Genomic DNA, 16,004 nt, shown 5'->3' with positions numbered 1-16,004 from the left:
GATGTGCTCTATCTCGGCCGCGACACCAATTTCCCGCTGGCCATGGAAGGGGCGCTGAAGCTCAAGGAGATCTCCTACATCCACGCCGAGGGCTATGCGGCGGGCGAACTGAAGCATGGACCGATCGCGCTGATCGACGAGAACATGCCGGTCATCGTCATTGCTCCGCATGACCGCATCTTCGAAAAGACCGTGTCGAACATGCAGGAGGTGGCGGCGCGCGGCGGCAAGATCATCCTGATCACCGACAGCAGGGGGGCGGCGCAGGCGAGCGTGAAGACGATGGAGACGATCGTGCTGCCGGACGTGCCCGAGATCATCTCGCCGATCATCTACGCGCTGCCGATCCAGATGCTGGCCTACTTCACCGCCGTGTTCATGGGCACCGACGTCGACCAGCCGCGCAACCTGGCGAAGTCGGTGACCGTGGAGTAGGCGACGACAAACCCTCGATTTGGCACCATCGGCCTAAGCGAAGCTAAGTTAAGTATCTGTTCAACACTTCCCCGCAGTTCTGGATGAACTTCCAGCAGTCCTATGAGCTTGAGACGGAAGCGAAAAAACTCACCTCTGAGTTGGAGAAGATCGAACCGCTCGGGGCCGCGGCATAACAAGCCCTCTTTAAAAACTTCGCAGTTCCAAACCGGCTTCCGGTTCACTAATGTCGCGTTGCAACCCGCGCCTCCGGTGAACCATGTCCGATGCTCCGAAGACCTCCGGCATGACCCGGCTGAGGAACTATTTCCTCACAGGTTTCATCGTCTGCGCGCCCTTGGCGATCACCGCCTATATCGCCTGGTCGTTCATCGGCTGGGTCGATTCCTGGGTAAAACCCTATATTCCGGCACGCTACAGCCCCGATACCTACCTGCCATTCCCGGTGCCCGGGTTCGGGCTGATCGTCGCGCTTATCCTGATCACGGTGATCGGTTTCTTCGCCGCCAACATTGTCGGCCGCGCCATTGTGGGTTTCGGCGAGCGCCTGCTTGGCCGCATGCCGCTGGTGCGCGGCATCTACGGCTCGCTGAAGCAGATATTCGAGACCGTCCTGTCGAACAAGGGCGACATGTTCCGCCAGGTTGGGCTGGTCGAATATCCGCGCAAGGGCGTCTGGTCGCTGGTGTTTGTTGCCAGCGAAAAGGAGACAGAGATCAATGAGAAGCTTGACCAGGAGGGAGACCCGCTGATCGCCGTGTTCATGCCCTGCACGCCTAATCCGACGACCGGCTTCCTCATGTATGTGCCGAAGTCCGACATCGTGCTGCTCGACATGACGATCGAGGACGGCGCAAAACTGATTGTATCGGCTGGACTGGTGGCGCCGGAAGTGAAAACCAAGATGGTGACGCTGAATGGCGAGCCGATCAACGGAACCGTGGCCAACCCGCCGCTAGGACCTCACCCGGCGCGCAGAAGCCGCACGGCCTCGTCGCGACCGAACAAATAGAGCAGCAGGCGCAGCGCTTCGCCGCGGCCGGATTGCAGCTCCGGGTCGCGGGACAGGATCAGTCTCGCATCATCGCGGGCAGCCTCGAGCAGATCGGCATGCGCCTCGATGCGCGCCACCTGAAAACCCGGCGTGCCGGACTGGCGGGTGCCCAGTAATTCGCCTTCGCCGCGCAATTTCAGGTCTTCCTCGGCAATCAGGAAACCGTCCTCGGTCTCACGCATCACCGACAGCCGGCGTTTTGCGGTCTCGCCGAGCGGATCCTTATAGAGCAGCACGCAGGACGAGGGTTTGTCGCCACGCCCGACCCGGCCGCGCAGCTGGTGCAATTGGGCAAGGCCGAAGCGTTCGGCATGCTCGATGACCATCACGGTGGCGTCGGGCACGTCGACGCCGACCTCGATGACCGTGGTGGCGATCAGGATGCGCGTCTCGCCCTGCTTGAAGGCACGCATCGCCTCGTCTTTCTCGCCGCCCTTCATGCGGCCATGGACGAGGCCGATCCGGTCGCCGAACAGCGGTTTCAGCGAGGCGAAACGGTCCTCGGCCGACATCAGCTTGATCTCTTCGGATTCCTCGACCAATGGGCAGATCCAATAAATCTTCTGGCCACCGGCGACGGCGTCGACCATGCGGCCAACCAGTTCGTCGAGCCGGTCCAACGGCAAGGTGACGGTGCGGATCGGTTGGCGGCCGGCAGGTTTCTCCGTCAATTTCGACACGTCCATGTCGCCGAAAGCGGTCAGCACCAACGTGCGTGGAATGGGGGTTGCGGTCATCACCAGTATGTCGGGCGCGTCGCCCTTGGCGGTGATGGCAAGCCGCTGGTGAACGCCGAAGCGATGCTGCTCATCGATGACGGCCAGCACCAGATCATGGAAGGCGACAGTCTCCTGGAACAGCGCGTGGGTGCCGACGACGATGTCGATCTCGCCGCTTGCCAGTCCGGCCAGCGTGTCGGTGCGCTCGCGGCCTTTCTCACGGCCGGTCAGGATGGCGATGCGCAGCCCGACCCTGGCGGCAAGCGGCGCGATCGTCGCCAGATGTTGGCGCGCCAGGATTTCGGTCGGCGCCATCAGTGCCGCCTGGCCGCCGGCCTCGACGGCGCGCGCCATAGCCAGCAGCGCGACGACGGTCTTGCCGGAGCCGACATCGCCTTGGAGCAGCCGCAGCATGCGTTCGGGGTCGGCAAGGTCGGCATTGATTTCGGCGAGCGCGAATTCCTGGCTTGATGTCAGCGAATAGGGAAGGGCGGCGCGCAGTTTCTCAACGATGCTGCCGTCACCCACCAAAGGACGGCCGGACAGCCGGCGGACCTTTGCGCGGACCAGCGCCAGCGAGACCTGGCCTGCCAGAAATTCGTCATAGGCGAGGCGTCGCCAGGACGCGCCTTCAACCGAGACGTCGATCGGATCCGCCGGGTTGTGGATGCGAGCGAGCGCATCGGCGAAGGCGGGAAAGGTGTGCCGGCGCATGAAAGCGCCATCCTGCCACTCTGGCAAATCGGGCACGCGCGCCAGGGCCTGGCCGATCGCGCGGCGCAGCACCTTGCCCGAGAGGCCGGCGGTGAGCGGATAGACCGGTTCGACGAGCGGGAGGTTCTCCGCATCAGTGGCCAGCGCTATGTGGTCGGGGTGGACCATGGTCGGGCGGCCGTTGAACCATTCCATGCGGCCGGAGACCACGACATGCTCGCCCACGGGCATTGCTTTTTCGAGATAGGCAGCATGGGCATGGAAAAAGGTCAGGCCGATTTCGCCGGTATCGTCATGCGCGAAGACCCGGTAGGGCACCGACCTGTTGCCGCGCGGCGGCGGCTGGTGGCGGTCGATGCGCACCTCGAGCGTGACGATCGCGCCTTCGGCGGCAAGCGCGATGCCGGGCCGGTTGCGGCGGTCGATGACGGTGTGCGGCAGCACGAACAGAAGATCGCCGGCGCGCGCGGCGCGATCGCCGAGATCGGCGGCCACCACCTTCTCGATCAGCGAGCCGACCTTCGGCCCGACGCCGGCAAGCGAAGTGATCGGGACAAACAGCGGATCGAGGATGGATGGGCGCATGATGTCAGCTTATGTCGCGAGGGCCGCAGCGCAAGGCTGACAGCACCTTCTATCCACGCTATATGCGCCGCAGCAAGCGAGGATGCGGCACAATGACCGGAACGAAACGATCAAGCGAGGGGCTGGATGCCCACCGCCGCAAACTCTTGTTCCGCTCCTGGCATCGCGGCCTGCGCGAGATGGACCTGATCCTCGGCACGTTCGCCGACGCCGAGATCGGTTCCTTGACCGGCGAGGAAATCGACCAATATGAGAGGCTCCTCGACATTCCCGACGCCGAATTCCTCCCGCTGGTTACCGGCAAACGCCCCGTTCCGGCGGATATCGATTGTGCTGTCCTGCAAAAAATCCTGGCATCCCGCCGGACCATGACCTTCTGAACACAAGCAATTCCAGGAAAAGTGCTAAGCGGTTTTCCGTCCGGAATTGCGACAACCAAGACCGTGATTTGATGAGCCTCATTCCCATCATTGGCCTGCCGAAGGGCCGCGCCGGCCAGTTCATCGTGGATGGCGTCGCCGACGGCTATGAAGCCTTCGCCCTGGTGCAGACGGCCCTCGAAATCGCACCCGACAAGCCGGTGCTGTTCGTGGCGCGCGACGGCCAGCGCCTGCCGGCAATCATCGAGGCGCTGTCTTTCGCCGCACCCGGCCTGCCTGTGCTGGAGCTGCCGGCCTGGGATTGCCTGCCCTATGACCGGGTGTCGCCCGGTTCGGATGCCGCCGCCAAGCGCCTCGATGCGCTGACCGCCATGATCGCGCTGGCGAAGAAGCCGCACCGTGCCGTCATCCTCACCACCGCCAATGCGCTTCTGCAGCGCGTCCCGCCGGCCGACCTCGTCGAGGCGCAGACCTTCCATGCCAGGCCGGGCAACCAGATAGACATGAACGTGCTGATCGCGCGGCTGGAAACGTCAGGCTTCGAACGCGTGCCGACGGTGCGCGGCATCGGCGAATTCGCGGTGCGCGGCGGCATTCTCGACCTGTTCGCACCCGGCTGGACCGAGGCGCTGAGGCTCGATTTCTTCGGCGACACGCTGGAATCGATCCGCGTCTTCGACGCGGCCACCCAGCGCACCACCGGCCAGCGCAAGTCGATGGCGCTGCAGGCGATGAGCGAAGTGGCGCTGACGCCCGAAACCATCAGCCGCTTTCGCCGCGCCTACATCGAGGCGTTTGGCGCGCCGTCGCGTGATGATGGCCTCTACGCCGCGGTCAGTGAAGGGCGGCGCTTCGCCGGCATGGAGCATTGGCTGCCGTTCTTCTATGAGCGGCTGGAGACGGTATTCGATTATCTGCCGGACACGCCCGTCGTTTTCGACCATCTGGCGCATGAGGCGCTTGCCGAACGCCACACGCTGATCCTCGATCATTACGAGGCGCGGAAAAAGCAGGCCGACAGCGCGCTAAGGGATGCCGTGCCTTACAAGCCGGTGGCGCCGGATCTGCTTTACCTCTCGCCGGAAAACCTGATCGCCTCGCTCGGACCGCGCGAAGCGATCGATTTCACTCCCTTCGACGCGCCCGATGCCGGTGCCAAGAAAGTCTATCACGCCGGCTCACGCCATGGCCGCAGCTTCGTCGAGGAGCGCGCCGACCCGAACGTCAATGTCTTCGATGTTGTCGTCAGGCATATCGCCGACGAACGCGCGGCGCGCCGCCGTGTCGTCATTGCCGGCTGGACCGAAGGTTCGCTCGACCGGCTTGGGCAAATCCTGGCCGAGCATCATCTCGGCAATCTCAAGCAGGTCGACACGCTGACGGAGGCCGAACAGCTTGAGCCGGGGCAGGCGGCATTGGCCGTTCTGCCATTGGAATCCGGCTTCGAGACCGGAAAGCTGGTCGTCGTCGCCGAACAGGACATTCTCGGCGATCGGCTGATCCGCCGTTCGAAGCGCAAGAAGCGCGCGTCTGACTTCATTGCCGAAGCTTCGGCCCTATCAGCCGGCGATATCGTCGTCCATGCCGACCATGGCATTGGCCGCTTCATCGGCCTGCGTACCATCGAAGCGGTTGGTGCGCCGCATGACTGCCTGGAAATCCATTATGCAGGCGACGACCGGCTGTTCCTGCCGGTCGAGAATATCGAGCTCCTGTCGCGCTACGGGTCGGATTCGGCCGAAGCGACGCTGGACAAGCTTGGCGGCGGCGCCTGGCAGTCGCGCAAGGCAAAGCTTAAGCGGCGCCTGCTCGACATGGCGGGACAGCTGATCCGCATCGCCGCGGAGCGGCAGATGCGCGCCGCACCGCCGCTGGTGCCGGCCGAAGGCCTCTATGATGAATTCGCCGCCCGGTTCCCCTACGAGGAGACCGACGACCAGCAGACAGCGATCGATTCGGTGCGGGACGACCTTGGCGCCGGCAAGCCGATGGATCGGCTGATCTGCGGCGACGTCGGCTTCGGCAAGACCGAAGTGGCGCTTCGTGCCGCCTTCATCGCGGCGATGGAAGGATTTCAGGTCGCCGTCGTGGTGCCGACGACGCTGTTGTCACGCCAGCATTTCAAGACGTTCTCCCAGCGTTTCTCGGGGCTTCCCATCCGCGTCGCCCAGGCCTCCCGGCTGGTCGGCGCCAAGGAACTCGCGGAGACGAAGAAGGCTTTGGCCGAAGGTCAGGTCGACATCGTCGTCGGCACCCATGCGCTGCTCGGATCCTCGATCTCGTTCAAGAATCTTGGCCTGCTGATCATCGACGAGGAGCAGCATTTTGGCGTCAAGCACAAGGAACGGCTGAAGGACCTGAAGACCGATGTCCATGTGCTGACGCTGTCGGCGACGCCGATCCCGCGCACGCTGCAACTGGCGCTGACGGGCGTGCGTGAACTGTCGCTGATCGCCACGCCGCCGGTCGACCGCATGGCGGTGCGCACGTTCATCTCGCCTTTCGATCCGCTGGTCATCCGCGAAACGCTGCTTCGCGAGCGCTATCGCGGCGGGCATTCCTTCTATGTGGTTCCGCGCATCAGTGATCTCTCGGAAATCCATGATTTCCTGAAGGAATCCGTCCCCGAACTGAAGGTGGCGGTAGCTCACGGCCAGATGCCGCCTGGTGAACTCGACGACATCATGAATGCCTTCTATGACGGCCAGTACGATGTGCTTCTGTCGACCACCATCGTCGAATCCGGTCTCGACATCCCGACCGCCAACACGCTGATCATCCACCGCGCGGACATGTTCGGCCTGTCGCAGCTCTACCAGCTGCGCGGTCGTGTCGGCCGCTCGAAGGTGCGCGCCTATGCGTTGTTCACGCTGCCGGCCAACCGTAAGCTCACCGATACGGCCGAGCGCAGGCTGAAGGTGCTGCAATCGCTCGACACGCTGGGCGCCGGCTTCCAGCTTGCCAGCCATGATCTCGATATCCGTGGCGCGGGCAATCTTCTGGGCGAAGAGCAGTCCGGCCACATCAAGGAGGTCGGTTTCGAGCTCTATCAGCAGATGCTGGAGGAGGCCGTCGCCGAGGTGAAGGATTCCGGCGAGGTTCAGGACGGCGGCTGGTCGCCGCAGATCGCCGTCGGCACGGCGGTGATGATCCCGGAAACCTATGTGCCCGACCTGCAGCTCAGGCTGGCGCTTTATCGCCGTCTCGGCGATCTCGAAAACACCGAGGAGATCGACGCCTTCGGAGCCGAACTGATCGACCGGTTCGGTCCGCTGCCGGAGGAGGTGAAGCATCTCCTGAAGATCGTCTTCATCAAGGCGCTCTGCCGCAAGGCCAATGTCGAGAAGCTCGATGCCGGGCCGAAGGGCGTCGTCATCCATTTCCGCAAGCGCGAATTCCCCAATCCGGTCGGGCTGGTCAAATTCATCGGCGAGCAGGGCTCGCTGGCCAAGATCAGGCCGGACCACAGTGTCGTCTTCGTGCGCGACTGGCCGAATGCCGAAAAACGCCTGGCAGGCTCCGCGGTTGTCATGACGCAGCTGGCGAAGTTGGCGGAAAAGGCCGCCTGATCTCAGGTTCGGGCGGTCCTGGGTGCCTCAAGCCATTCGCCAAGGCTGAAATTCCGGTCTAGAATAGGAAATCGGCTTCGTGTATGGAGCCGCGGTCCCATGTGGGGCTTGGCGGGCAAATGGCGCCCATTTATTGGTTTGACGCAATTCCTGTGGGAAAACCGTTTCACACTTTTCCTGGAATTGCTCGGAAAGAGCGTTGGGTGCAGCGATGACGAAATGGTCGCCGAATTCTTGGAGAGCAATGCCGATCAAGCAGGTTCCCGCCTATCCGGACCTTGCCGCTCTGAAGAACACGGAAGCCCAGCTCGCCACTTTTCCGCCGCTGGTCTTTGCTGGTGAGGCACGCAAGCTGAAGAAGCAGTTGGCGGCCGTCGCCGCCGGTGAAGCCTTCCTCCTTCAGGGGGGCGACTGCGCCGAGAGCTTCGCCGAACATGGCGCGGACAACATCCGCGACTTCTTCCGCGTCTTCCTGCAGATGTCGGTCGTGTTGACCTTCGCCGGCGCGCAGCCGGTGGTGAAGGTCGGCCGCGTTGCCGGCCAGTTCGCCAAGCCGCGCTCGTCCGACAACGAGACCAAGAGCGGCGTCACGCTGCCGAGCTATCGCGGCGACATCATCAACGGCATCGAGTTCGACGCCAAGTCGCGTATTCCCGATCCCGCCCGCCAGGAAATGGCGTATCGCCAGTCGGCGGCGACGCTCAACCTTCTGCGTGCCTTCGCGCAGGGCGGCTACGCCAGCCTTGAGAACGTGCATCGCTGGATGCTCGGCTTCGTGTCAGACAGCCCGCAAGGCGAAAAGTACGCGTCGCTTGCCAGCCGCATCACCGAGACGATGGACTTCATGAAGGCCGTCGGCATTACCTCGGAGACCAATTACGCGCTGCGCGAGACCGATTTCTACACCAGCCACGAGGCGCTGCTGCTCGGCTACGAGGAGGCGCTGACCCGCGTCGACTCGACTTCGGGCGACTGGTACGCCACCTCTGGCCACATGATCTGGATTGGCGATCGCACGCGCCAGCCCGACCACGCGCATGTCGAATATTGCCGCGGCATCAAGAATCCGCTCGGCCTGAAATGCGGCCCGTCGCTGACGCCTGATGGCTTGCTGGAACTGATCGACCTGCTCAATCCCGAGAATGAGCCCGGCCGGCTGACGCTGATTGCCCGCTTCGGCTCCGACAAGGTCGCCGACCACCTGCCGAAGCTGGTGCGCGCGGTGCAGAAGGAAGGCCGCAGCGTGGTCTGGTCATCGGATCCAATGCATGGCAACACGATCGAGGCCGCTGGCTACAAGACGCGGCCGTTCGATCGCATCCTGAAGGAAGTGCAGACCTTCTTCGAAGTGCACCGCGCTGAAGGCACGCATCCGGGCGGTATCCATGTCGAGATGACCGGCAAGAATGTCACCGAATGCACGGGCGGCGCACGCGCCATCACGGCCGAGGAACTGCAGGACCGCTACCACACGCATTGCGACCCGCGCCTCAATGCCGACCAGGCGATCGAACTGGCGTTTCTGGTGTCGGATCTGCTGAAGAAGAGCCATCCGGTCCAGCAGAAGCACGCCGTCAACGGCTGATCCTGCCGACCCCAATCGATCGATGCGAAGGCGCCTGAGAAATCCGGCGCCTTTCCATTTTCAGTTCATGGCCGGTGCCTCCGCCGATGCCGGCGCGATCGGCGAACGGGAGGCATCAGTCTTTCTTGTAGAGAAGCCAGCTCTTGCCGGCGCGGCCGGCCATCATCGAATGCTTGGTGACGCGGTTGCGGCCGCTGACCTTCGAGCGGTAGAGCGCCCGGTCGGCCTTGGTGTAGAGGTCCTCGGGACCGTCGGCCTCGGATGCCATGCAGATGCCCATCGAGACCGTCACGGTACCGTATTTCATGCCGGTCTGGCTGCTGGCGAATGGCGTCTGTTCGATCAGCGCGCGAATGCGCTCCGCGATCTCGTAGGTGGCGTCCTCGCTGGCACCCTCGATGATCAGCGCGAACTCCTCGCCGCCGGTGCGCGCGACGAACATATCGCCGCGAATGCTGGTCTGGAAAATCTCGGCGATGATCTGGATGATCTTGTCGCCGACCGGATGGCCATACCGATCATTGATATCCTTGAACCGATCGATATCGGCAAGGATCAAGGCATTGAACAGGATGCCCTTGTTGCTGTTGTAGATTCGGGTAATTTCCCTGTCGAAGGCGCGACGGTTCCAGATCTGGGTCAACGGATCGGTGTTGGCCAGCCGCTTGTATTCCTCGAGCTTCGACTTGACGCTCTCGAGCTCCGCCGTCTTATCATTGAGTGTCGAGGCGACCTGTCGGCCGTGGTCGATGGTCGAATTGGTAGCGATCGACATGGCGTTGGCGATCTTTTGCAGAAGATCCTGGGAGAGCAGGCTGCGGCTGTTCAGGCCGCTCGATGTCTCATCGAGAATCCTGCCGTATTTCTCGATATGGCTGCGCTCGCTCCGCAACAGCGATGCGACTTCCTCGAGTTCCCTGGCGATAACGTCCCGCGCATGCTCCACGATGCCTGGGCCATGGTTCTGGGCAAAGAAAGAACGGCCGATCTTGTCCAGCTCGTCCTGTGTGGGCCGGCTGTTCAGTGAAAGCACGGCAAGGCTGAGTTCGCGATTGGTGCCACTCAGCGCTTCATAGAAGATCTCGTAATTGCGCGGCAGGCCGAGCACGCCCAACTGGCGCATCGTGGTGACGACAGCGGATGCGATATCGGTGTTCTGTTCGGTTGGTGCTGCTGCCGGCTGCATATCTGATACACTCTTTCCTTGGATTCCGACGCAGAATATGTGGGTCCACTGATCGCCGAACGGGGGGAGCGGCCTGCCGACATTCCAGAACATCTTGCGAAGAGACGCGTCCCCACCGACGACCTTTGCTTGAGAGACCATAATTGCGTCAGCGCTAAAGTTTCCTTAATCCGCACGACTTCCACGGGTCTTTCTCTACCTGTGGCTGTAGAAACATGAATTTCTGCACCACCAATCGAGGGACAACACGCAGTTTGGCGGCTTTGAATTAGAAACCGCGCGGCGCGCGGTTGAAAATGGAATTGAATTTCGAAATCGTCACGCCGGTCGGTGTCGTATTTGCTTGCGCGTAACCACCGCAAAGCTGGAATCCTGACGACGATGACGGACGAGGTTCTTCAAGGAAGTGCCGAAATGAGTGACAGTCACCAGGGATCGTGCCTGTGCCAAGCGGTCCGCTTCCGAACGCGCGGCGCACTGCGGGGCGTCGTCTGCTGTCATTGTTCGCAGTGCCGTAAACAAAGCGGGCACTTCTATGCCGCGACCAATGTTGCCGATGCCGACATCGTGCTCGAAGGCGCGGAAAACATCAGCTGGTACGAGGCGTCCGACTTCGCCAGGCGCGGCTTCTGCAAAGTATGCGGGTCAGTGCTTTTCTGGAAGCCAAGGGATCAAGTCTACATTTCGGTCATGGCGGGATCGTTCGACAAGCCGACCGGCCTCGAGGGCCAATGTCATATCTTTGTCGGCGACAAGGGCGACTATTATTCGATCCATGACGGGCTGCCGCAGTTTGAAAAGTCGGCGCCGTCTATACCGGTCGTTGAATGAATTTTGGACAAGACGCCTTATTCCATTGATCGGGCCGTTGCTTTATCCCGTGCCGGTGGTTCGCAAAGGGGTCTAGCATGCAGCGGCTGATCGATGCTTTTATCAATTCGGTGCGGGCATTTCGCAAGCTCGCCGTTAGTGAGAAGGCTTTCCAGCAGGAATTGATGCTGCTGGTGCTGGCTTTGCCCGCGGGCTGGTTCATTTCAGTGTCGTGGCGCAGCTACGCGCTGCTGATCGGCGCAGTGCTGCTCCTGATCATGGTCGAGGTGCTAAACACCGGCATCGAGGCGGCCTGTGACGCAATTTCTCGTGAATTCCACATCGACATCCAGCTCGCCAAGGATTGCGGCTCGCTGGCGGTGCTGATTTCGGTCGTGATTGCTGGTGGCGTCTGGGGCATCGCTCTCATCGAGCGCGTAGCCGGGGTTCCGATCTGAGACTCTGATCCCTATATGACAGTCACCGGAGCCTGACCCCGATGAAATCGGGACGCTCTGGTTTATGTTGGCCACGATCCTTTCCGAAAACCGATTCCACGTTTCGGGATCATGGCTAAGGAAACCGTCATGTCCGAATTTACAAATTCCCTGCTTCTCGAACGCAAAGGCTTGCCGGATGACCTGCGCTGGCTGACCGAGAAATATCCGCGCGAAACCTGGCAGGGCCACGCCAACATTCACGGCATCGCCAATATGTGGCTGCAGCGGCACGACATGTTCCGCGAGCTCGGCGGCATGCTCACCAACGGCATTGGCGACTATCGCGAAGGCAGGCTGACGGCCCCCGATTTCGCGCGCCGGTTCGCGCCGCGTCTCAATCATTTTCTCGGAAATCTCGATGGCCACCACAATGTCGAGGACCATCATTATTTCCCGGTCTTTGCCAAGGCGGAGGCGCGGCTCAAGCGCGGCTTTGAAATCCTCGACGCCGACCACCACACGATCCATGAAGGACTGGAACGTAACGCCGAGGCGGCGAATGCCTTTATCCGCACGCTTCAGGAAGGCGAGGACAAGCAGCGCTTCGCCGCCGATGCCTATGCCGACGAGAACAGCCGGCTGATCGCGATGCTGACCCGGCATCTCGCCGACGAGGAGGATCTGATCATCCCGCTGATCCTCGACCGGGGCGATCGGGCGCTTGATATAGACTGACGATCAGCTCAGCTTTCCCTGGCTCGCTCCTTGCTGGCGACATGGCGCGCCACAAGCCAGGCAATGATGGCCACCGCCAGACCGATCCCCAGACCAATCAACAGGCGCTCGTGGCGGGCCAATGCCTTGCCGATAAGCTGCTCGGCTCCCAGCCCGAAGATGTAGCCGATCGTGCCGAACAGGATTGCCCAAACCGTCGACGAGGCGGCGTTGAGGACGACGAAACGCAGCATCGAGATGCGCGACAGTCCGGCCGCTATGCCGCCGACGAGGCGCATGCCGTAGATGTAACGGTTCGACAGCACGAAGATGTTGGGATGTGTGTTGAGCAGATGGTAGGCGCGGCGGAAACCGGGGCGCCGGCGCAATCTCACGACATAGCGATGATCGGCAAAGCTTCGCCCAAGGATGAAGAAGCCCGTATCGCCGGCGAAGGCGCCGAGTGCTGCCGCGACAAAGGCATGCCACAGCACGAAGATATGCTGGTGGGCGAAGAAGCCGCCGAGGATGGCCGCACTTTCCCCTTCGGCAACGCAGCCGAGAAAGACCGCAAGCAGCCCGTATTGTTCGATGAAATGATGGATCGTATCGGTCATGAAGTCGGCTGCTGCTGCGACAGCCTTTCATCGATCCGCTGCACCTGTTCGGCCAGCCGCACGATCTCGTCGCGCATGCCGAGGATCTGGCTATGGCGCAATTCGTCGAGCTTTTCATGCAGCGCCATGATTTCGATCTCTGCCTTCAGATTGACCTCGTAGTCATGGGCGGCATCGATGCGGTCGCGCTCGATCTGGCGGTTCTGCGCCATCATGATCACCGGCGCCTGAATGGCGGCAAGCATCGACAGGACAAGATTGAGGAAGATGAACGGGTAGGGGTCGAAGGCATCGCGTGACAGAAGCCAGACATTGCCAGCGGTCCAAAGGACCAGGAAAGCCAGAAAGGCGAGGATGAAGGACCAGGAACCGCCGATGCGGGCGATGGTGTCGGCAAGCCGGTCGCCAAAGGTCTGGTGGAAGGCGACAGCCTTGTTGGTGTCCCTGGTGATGGTGGTGCGCTCGAACGTTGACTGCAGTACACGGCTCTCCAACTGGGTGAGGCCGTCCGGCCGTCGCTTGAACCAACGATTCGCCAGTTCATCGATCGTCTTGTACATGGCTGTCTCCAGGTCTGGGCTGGCGATAGAGGTAGAGGCTGCCGGCTCCCAGGGGAAGTGATACATTGCGGCGGACAGCGAGGGACCGATGGCCGATTTTCAGAAAATTCGCCTGCGCGCGGCAAAACGCAAGGGCGGCGAAGCGGAGCTTTCAACGCTGCTCGGGCCGGTGCCCGACAACGCCGCCGTCGCCGAGATCGCGGACGACCGCATTCTCTCGACGATGGCCGAGCGGATTTTCGCCGCCGGTTTCGTCTGGCGCGTCATCGAGCAGAAATGGCCAGGCTTCGAGGAGGCGTTTCTGCGTTTCGAGCCGAAGCGGCTGTTGTTCCAGTCTGACGATTTCTGGCACGATCTGGCTTCCGATCAGCGCATCGTACGCAACCCGCAGAAGATCAGGTCCGTTCGCGACAACGCCGCCTTTGTCGAGCGCGTGTCCAAAGAGCATGGCGGCTTCGGCAATTTCCTTGCCGAATGGCCGGCCGATGATCAGGTCGGGCTGATGGCCTATCTCGGCAAGCATGGCAGCCGGCTCGGCGGCAACACCGGCCAGTATTTCCTGCGCTGGCTGGGCTGGGATGCCTTCGTCATTTCGACCGATATGGCGGCGGCACTTCGCGACGCCGGGCTCGATATCGCGGAAAGCCCGACCTCGAAGAAGGACCTCGACAAAGTCCAGGCGCAGATCAACCGGTGGGCTGCCGAGACGGGTTTGGCGCGGCGGCACATTTCGCGCATCCTGGCGATGTCGATCGGTGACAACCATTCTCCGCAAGCGCTGCGCGAGTATATGGGCGAGGACTGATCGTCGGTCTGGACACCGTTCACCCAATCATTCGGCCTGACACCGTTGATGCCCGTCAATCGGTCTGGGGTGGTCCAAGCGAACGCCATTGCGAGGCGTATTTTGCCGCGCTAAGTCAGCAGGCATGACCAAGAAGCCTGACATCCTGCGCATCGCAATCGCCCAGCTCAACCCGACTGTCGGCGATGTCGCCGGCAACCTCGCCAAAGCTCGCGAGGCGAGGGCGGATGCCGCCCGCCAGGGCGCCGATCTCGTGCTCTATACCGAGCTTTTCCTCGCCGGCTATCCGCCGGAGGATCTGGTGCTGAAGCCGGCCTTCCTGAAAGCCTGCGAGCGCGCGGCGCAGGACTTCGCCGCCGATACCGCCGATGGCGGCCCCGGCGTCGTCATCGGCACGCCGCTGAAGCGCAAGAGCGGCACGCACAATTCGATCGTCTTCGCCGATGGCGGCAAGATCATCGCCGAACGCTACAAGCTCGATCTTCCCAACTACGGCGAATTCGACGAGAAGCGCGTCTTCCAGGCTGGGCCCGAGATCCAGGGGCCTATCAATTTCCGCGGCGTGCGCATCGGGATTCCGATCTGCGAGGACATCTGGGGCGAGATCGGCATCTGCGAGACGCTTGCCGAAAGCGGGGCGGAAATCCTGCTTGTGCCGAACGGCTCGCCCTATTACCGCGCCAAGATCGATGTCCGCCAACAGGTCGTCATCAAGCAGGTCATCGAGTGTGGCCTGCCGATCATCTATGCCAACCAGCTCGGCGGCCAGGACGAGCTGATCTTCGACGGCGCGTCGTTTGCTATTGGCGCCGACAAACGGCTTGCCTTCCAGATGAGCCAGTTCGAGGAGGCGGTCGACGTCACCACCTGGAAAAGACAGGATGATCATTGGGCCTGCTCTGAGGGGCCGATGTCGAAAATCCCCGAGCGGGAGGAAGCCGACTACCGGGCCTGCATGCTGGGTCTGCGCGACTACGTCAACAAGAACGGCTTCAAGAATGTCGTGCTCGGCCTGTCGGGCGGCATCGATTCGGCGATCTGCGCGGCGCTTGCCGTCGACGCACTTGGCGAGGAACGGCTGCGCGCGGTGATGATGCCTTACCGCTACACGTCGAAGGATTCGCTGAAGGACGCCGAGGACTGCGCCCGCGCGCTCGGTTGCCGCTATGACATCGTGCCGATCTTCGAACCGGTCGAAGGCTTCATGCATGCGCTGACGCAGCTTTTCGAGGGCACCAAGGAAGGCATCACCGAAGAGAACCTGCAGAGCCGTGCGCGCGGCACCATCCTGATGGCGATTTCCAACAAGTTCGGCTCGATGGTCGTCACCACGGGCAACAAGAGCGAGATGTCCGTCGGCTACGCCACGCTCTATGGCGACATGAATGGCGGCTTCAATCCGATCAAGGACCTCTACAAGATGCAGGTCTACGCGCTGTCGCGCTGGCGCAACAGCCATGTGCCGCCGGGCGCGCTCGGACCGTCGGGCGAGGTCATCCCGAAGAATATCATCGACAAGGCGCCGTCGGCGGAATTGCGCGAGAACCAGACCGACCAGGATTCGCTGCCGCCCTATCCGGTGTTGGACGATATCCTGGAATGCCTGGTCGAGAACGAGATGGGCGTCGACGACATCGTGGCGCGCGGCCATGACCGGGCGACGGTGACGCGTATAGAGCATCTGCTCTACATCGCGGAATACAAACGCCGGCAGGCGGCACCGGGCGTGAAGATCACCAGGAAGAATTTCGGCCGCGACCGCCGCTATCCCGTCACCAACCGTTTCAGGGATCGCGGGTAGGCGCGGTTCGCCTGCTGACCGAAAATTCGC

14 protein-coding genes are annotated in these 16,004 nt (G+C 62.1%); 10 read left to right on the top strand and 4 right to left on the bottom strand.

Annotated elements, in window-relative coordinates; translation table 11 throughout:
• Together FJ958_RS04560 and FJ958_RS04550 are read left to right on the top strand one after the other, a co-directional pair.
• A partial coding sequence (locus tag FJ958_RS04560; protein WP_140739951.1) for an SIS domain-containing protein occupies positions 1-435 on the top strand: 435 nt, incomplete at its 5' end.
• Between the two features lie 259 nt (positions 436-694).
• Positions 695-1,447: a DUF502 domain-containing protein gene (locus FJ958_RS04550; RefSeq protein WP_140739949.1), complete on the top strand. Its 753-nt coding sequence runs from the start codon at positions 695-697 to the stop codon at positions 1,445-1,447.
• Here the strand turns inward: FJ958_RS04550 and recG are convergent.
• Positions 1,399-3,507: an ATP-dependent DNA helicase RecG gene (gene recG / locus FJ958_RS04545; RefSeq protein WP_140739946.1), complete on the bottom strand. Its 2,109-nt coding sequence runs from the start codon at positions 3,505-3,507 to the stop codon at positions 1,399-1,401. The genes FJ958_RS04550 and recG overlap by 49 nt on opposite strands.
• Positions 3,508-3,599: 92 nt before the next feature.
• On the opposite strand from recG, the gene FJ958_RS04540 reads away from it, so the two are divergent.
• The 3 genes from FJ958_RS04540 (at position 3,600) to FJ958_RS04530 (ending at position 9,041) form a co-directional block, all read left to right on the top strand.
• Positions 3,600-3,887 (top strand): succinate dehydrogenase assembly factor 2, encoded by a 288-nt coding sequence (locus tag FJ958_RS04540; protein ID WP_140739943.1) that lies wholly within the window; start codon positions 3,600-3,602, stop codon positions 3,885-3,887.
• A gap of 71 nt (positions 3,888-3,958) precedes the next feature.
• The gene (gene mfd, locus FJ958_RS04535; RefSeq protein ID WP_140739941.1) at positions 3,959-7,456 is read left to right on the top strand and encodes a transcription-repair coupling factor; all 3,498 of its coding nucleotides are present in this window, start codon (positions 3,959-3,961) and stop codon (positions 7,454-7,456) included.
• 211 nt (positions 7,457-7,667) lie between these two features.
• On the top strand, positions 7,668-9,041 hold the full coding sequence (locus FJ958_RS04530; protein ID WP_140739938.1) for a 3-deoxy-7-phosphoheptulonate synthase class II: 1,374 nt from the start codon (positions 7,668-7,670) through the stop codon (positions 9,039-9,041).
• Between the two features lie 115 nt (positions 9,042-9,156).
• Here the strand turns inward: FJ958_RS04530 and FJ958_RS04525 are convergent, their stop codons facing one another.
• Complete coding sequence (locus FJ958_RS04525; RefSeq protein ID WP_140739935.1) at positions 9,157-10,227, bottom strand: diguanylate cyclase; 1,071 nt, start codon at positions 10,225-10,227, stop codon at positions 9,157-9,159.
• 414 nt (positions 10,228-10,641) lie between these two features.
• On the opposite strand from FJ958_RS04525, the gene FJ958_RS04520 reads away from it, so the two are divergent.
• The 3 genes from FJ958_RS04520 to FJ958_RS04510 all read left to right on the top strand — a co-directional run bounded on the left by FJ958_RS04520 (position 10,642) and on the right by FJ958_RS04510 (position 12,212).
• Positions 10,642-11,058, top strand: a complete 417-nt coding sequence (locus FJ958_RS04520; protein ID WP_140739932.1) for a GFA family protein — start codon at positions 10,642-10,644, stop codon at positions 11,056-11,058.
• A gap of 77 nt (positions 11,059-11,135) precedes the next feature.
• Positions 11,136-11,495 (top strand): diacylglycerol kinase, encoded by a 360-nt coding sequence (locus tag FJ958_RS04515; protein ID WP_140693033.1) that lies wholly within the window; start codon positions 11,136-11,138, stop codon positions 11,493-11,495.
• A 129-nt stretch (positions 11,496-11,624) separates the two neighbouring features.
• Positions 11,625-12,212, top strand: coding sequence for a hemerythrin domain-containing protein (locus tag FJ958_RS04510; RefSeq protein ID WP_140739929.1), 588 nt, complete (start codon positions 11,625-11,627; stop codon positions 12,210-12,212).
• An 8-nt stretch (positions 12,213-12,220) separates the two neighbouring features.
• Here FJ958_RS04510 and FJ958_RS04505 read toward each other — a convergent pair whose 3' ends face one another.
• Together FJ958_RS04505 and FJ958_RS04500 are read right to left on the bottom strand one after the other, a co-directional pair.
• Entirely contained in the window at positions 12,221-12,808 is a 588-nt protein-coding gene (locus tag FJ958_RS04505; RefSeq protein ID WP_140739926.1) for a DedA family protein, read from the bottom strand.
• Positions 12,805-13,368, bottom strand: a complete 564-nt coding sequence (locus FJ958_RS04500; RefSeq protein ID WP_140739923.1) for a DUF1003 domain-containing protein — start codon at positions 13,366-13,368, stop codon at positions 12,805-12,807. Before FJ958_RS04500 ends, FJ958_RS04505 begins: the two co-directional genes overlap by 4 nt.
• Before the next feature lie 88 nt (positions 13,369-13,456).
• On the opposite strand from FJ958_RS04500, the gene FJ958_RS04495 reads away from it, so the two are divergent.
• Complete coding sequence (locus tag FJ958_RS04495) at positions 13,457-14,173, top strand: DNA-3-methyladenine glycosylase I (RefSeq protein ID WP_140739920.1); 717 nt, start codon at positions 13,457-13,459, stop codon at positions 14,171-14,173.
• A 124-nt stretch (positions 14,174-14,297) separates the two neighbouring features.
• Positions 14,298-15,974: an NAD+ synthase gene (locus tag FJ958_RS04490; protein WP_140739917.1), complete on the top strand. Its 1,677-nt coding sequence runs from the start codon at positions 14,298-14,300 to the stop codon at positions 15,972-15,974.
• Positions 15,975-16,004 lie beyond the last annotated feature (30 nt).

It is taken from the genome of Mesorhizobium sp. B2-3-5 (assembly GCF_006442395.1).
Taxonomy (GTDB): Bacteria; Pseudomonadota; Alphaproteobacteria; order Rhizobiales; family Rhizobiaceae; genus Mesorhizobium.
This window is presented reverse-complemented; position numbering and strand designations above follow the sequence as displayed.

What these genes read in the sequence shown, in the direction of transcription:
- FJ958_RS04490 (WP_140739917.1), top strand. Translation starts at nt 14,298, where the DNA reads ATGACCAAGAAGCCTGACATCCTGCGCATCGCAATCGCCCAGCTCAAC.
- FJ958_RS04540 (WP_140739943.1), top strand. Translation starts at nt 3,600, where the DNA reads ATGACCGGAACGAAACGATCAAGCGAGGGGCTGGATGCCCACCGCCGC.
- FJ958_RS04500 (WP_140739923.1), bottom strand. Translation starts at nt 13,368, where the DNA reads ATGTACAAGACGATCGATGAACTGGCGAATCGTTGGTTCAAGCGACGG.
- recG (WP_140739946.1), bottom strand. Translation starts at nt 3,507, where the DNA reads ATGCGCCCATCCATCCTCGATCCGCTGTTTGTCCCGATCACTTCGCTT.
- FJ958_RS04505 (WP_140739926.1), bottom strand. Translation starts at nt 12,808, where the DNA reads ATGACCGATACGATCCATCATTTCATCGAACAATACGGGCTGCTTGCG.
- FJ958_RS04525 (WP_140739935.1), bottom strand. Translation starts at nt 10,227, where the DNA reads ATGCAGCCGGCAGCAGCACCAACCGAACAGAACACCGATATCGCATCC.
- FJ958_RS04495 (WP_140739920.1), top strand. Translation starts at nt 13,457, where the DNA reads ATGGCCGATTTTCAGAAAATTCGCCTGCGCGCGGCAAAACGCAAGGGC.
- FJ958_RS04515 (WP_140693033.1), top strand. Translation starts at nt 11,136, where the DNA reads ATGCAGCGGCTGATCGATGCTTTTATCAATTCGGTGCGGGCATTTCGC.
- FJ958_RS04510 (WP_140739929.1), top strand. Translation starts at nt 11,625, where the DNA reads ATGTCCGAATTTACAAATTCCCTGCTTCTCGAACGCAAAGGCTTGCCG.
- FJ958_RS04550 (WP_140739949.1), top strand. Translation starts at nt 695, where the DNA reads ATGTCCGATGCTCCGAAGACCTCCGGCATGACCCGGCTGAGGAACTAT.
- FJ958_RS04530 (WP_140739938.1), top strand. Translation starts at nt 7,668, where the DNA reads ATGACGAAATGGTCGCCGAATTCTTGGAGAGCAATGCCGATCAAGCAG.
- mfd (WP_140739941.1), top strand. Translation starts at nt 3,959, where the DNA reads ATGAGCCTCATTCCCATCATTGGCCTGCCGAAGGGCCGCGCCGGCCAG.
- FJ958_RS04520 (WP_140739932.1), top strand. Translation starts at nt 10,642, where the DNA reads ATGAGTGACAGTCACCAGGGATCGTGCCTGTGCCAAGCGGTCCGCTTC.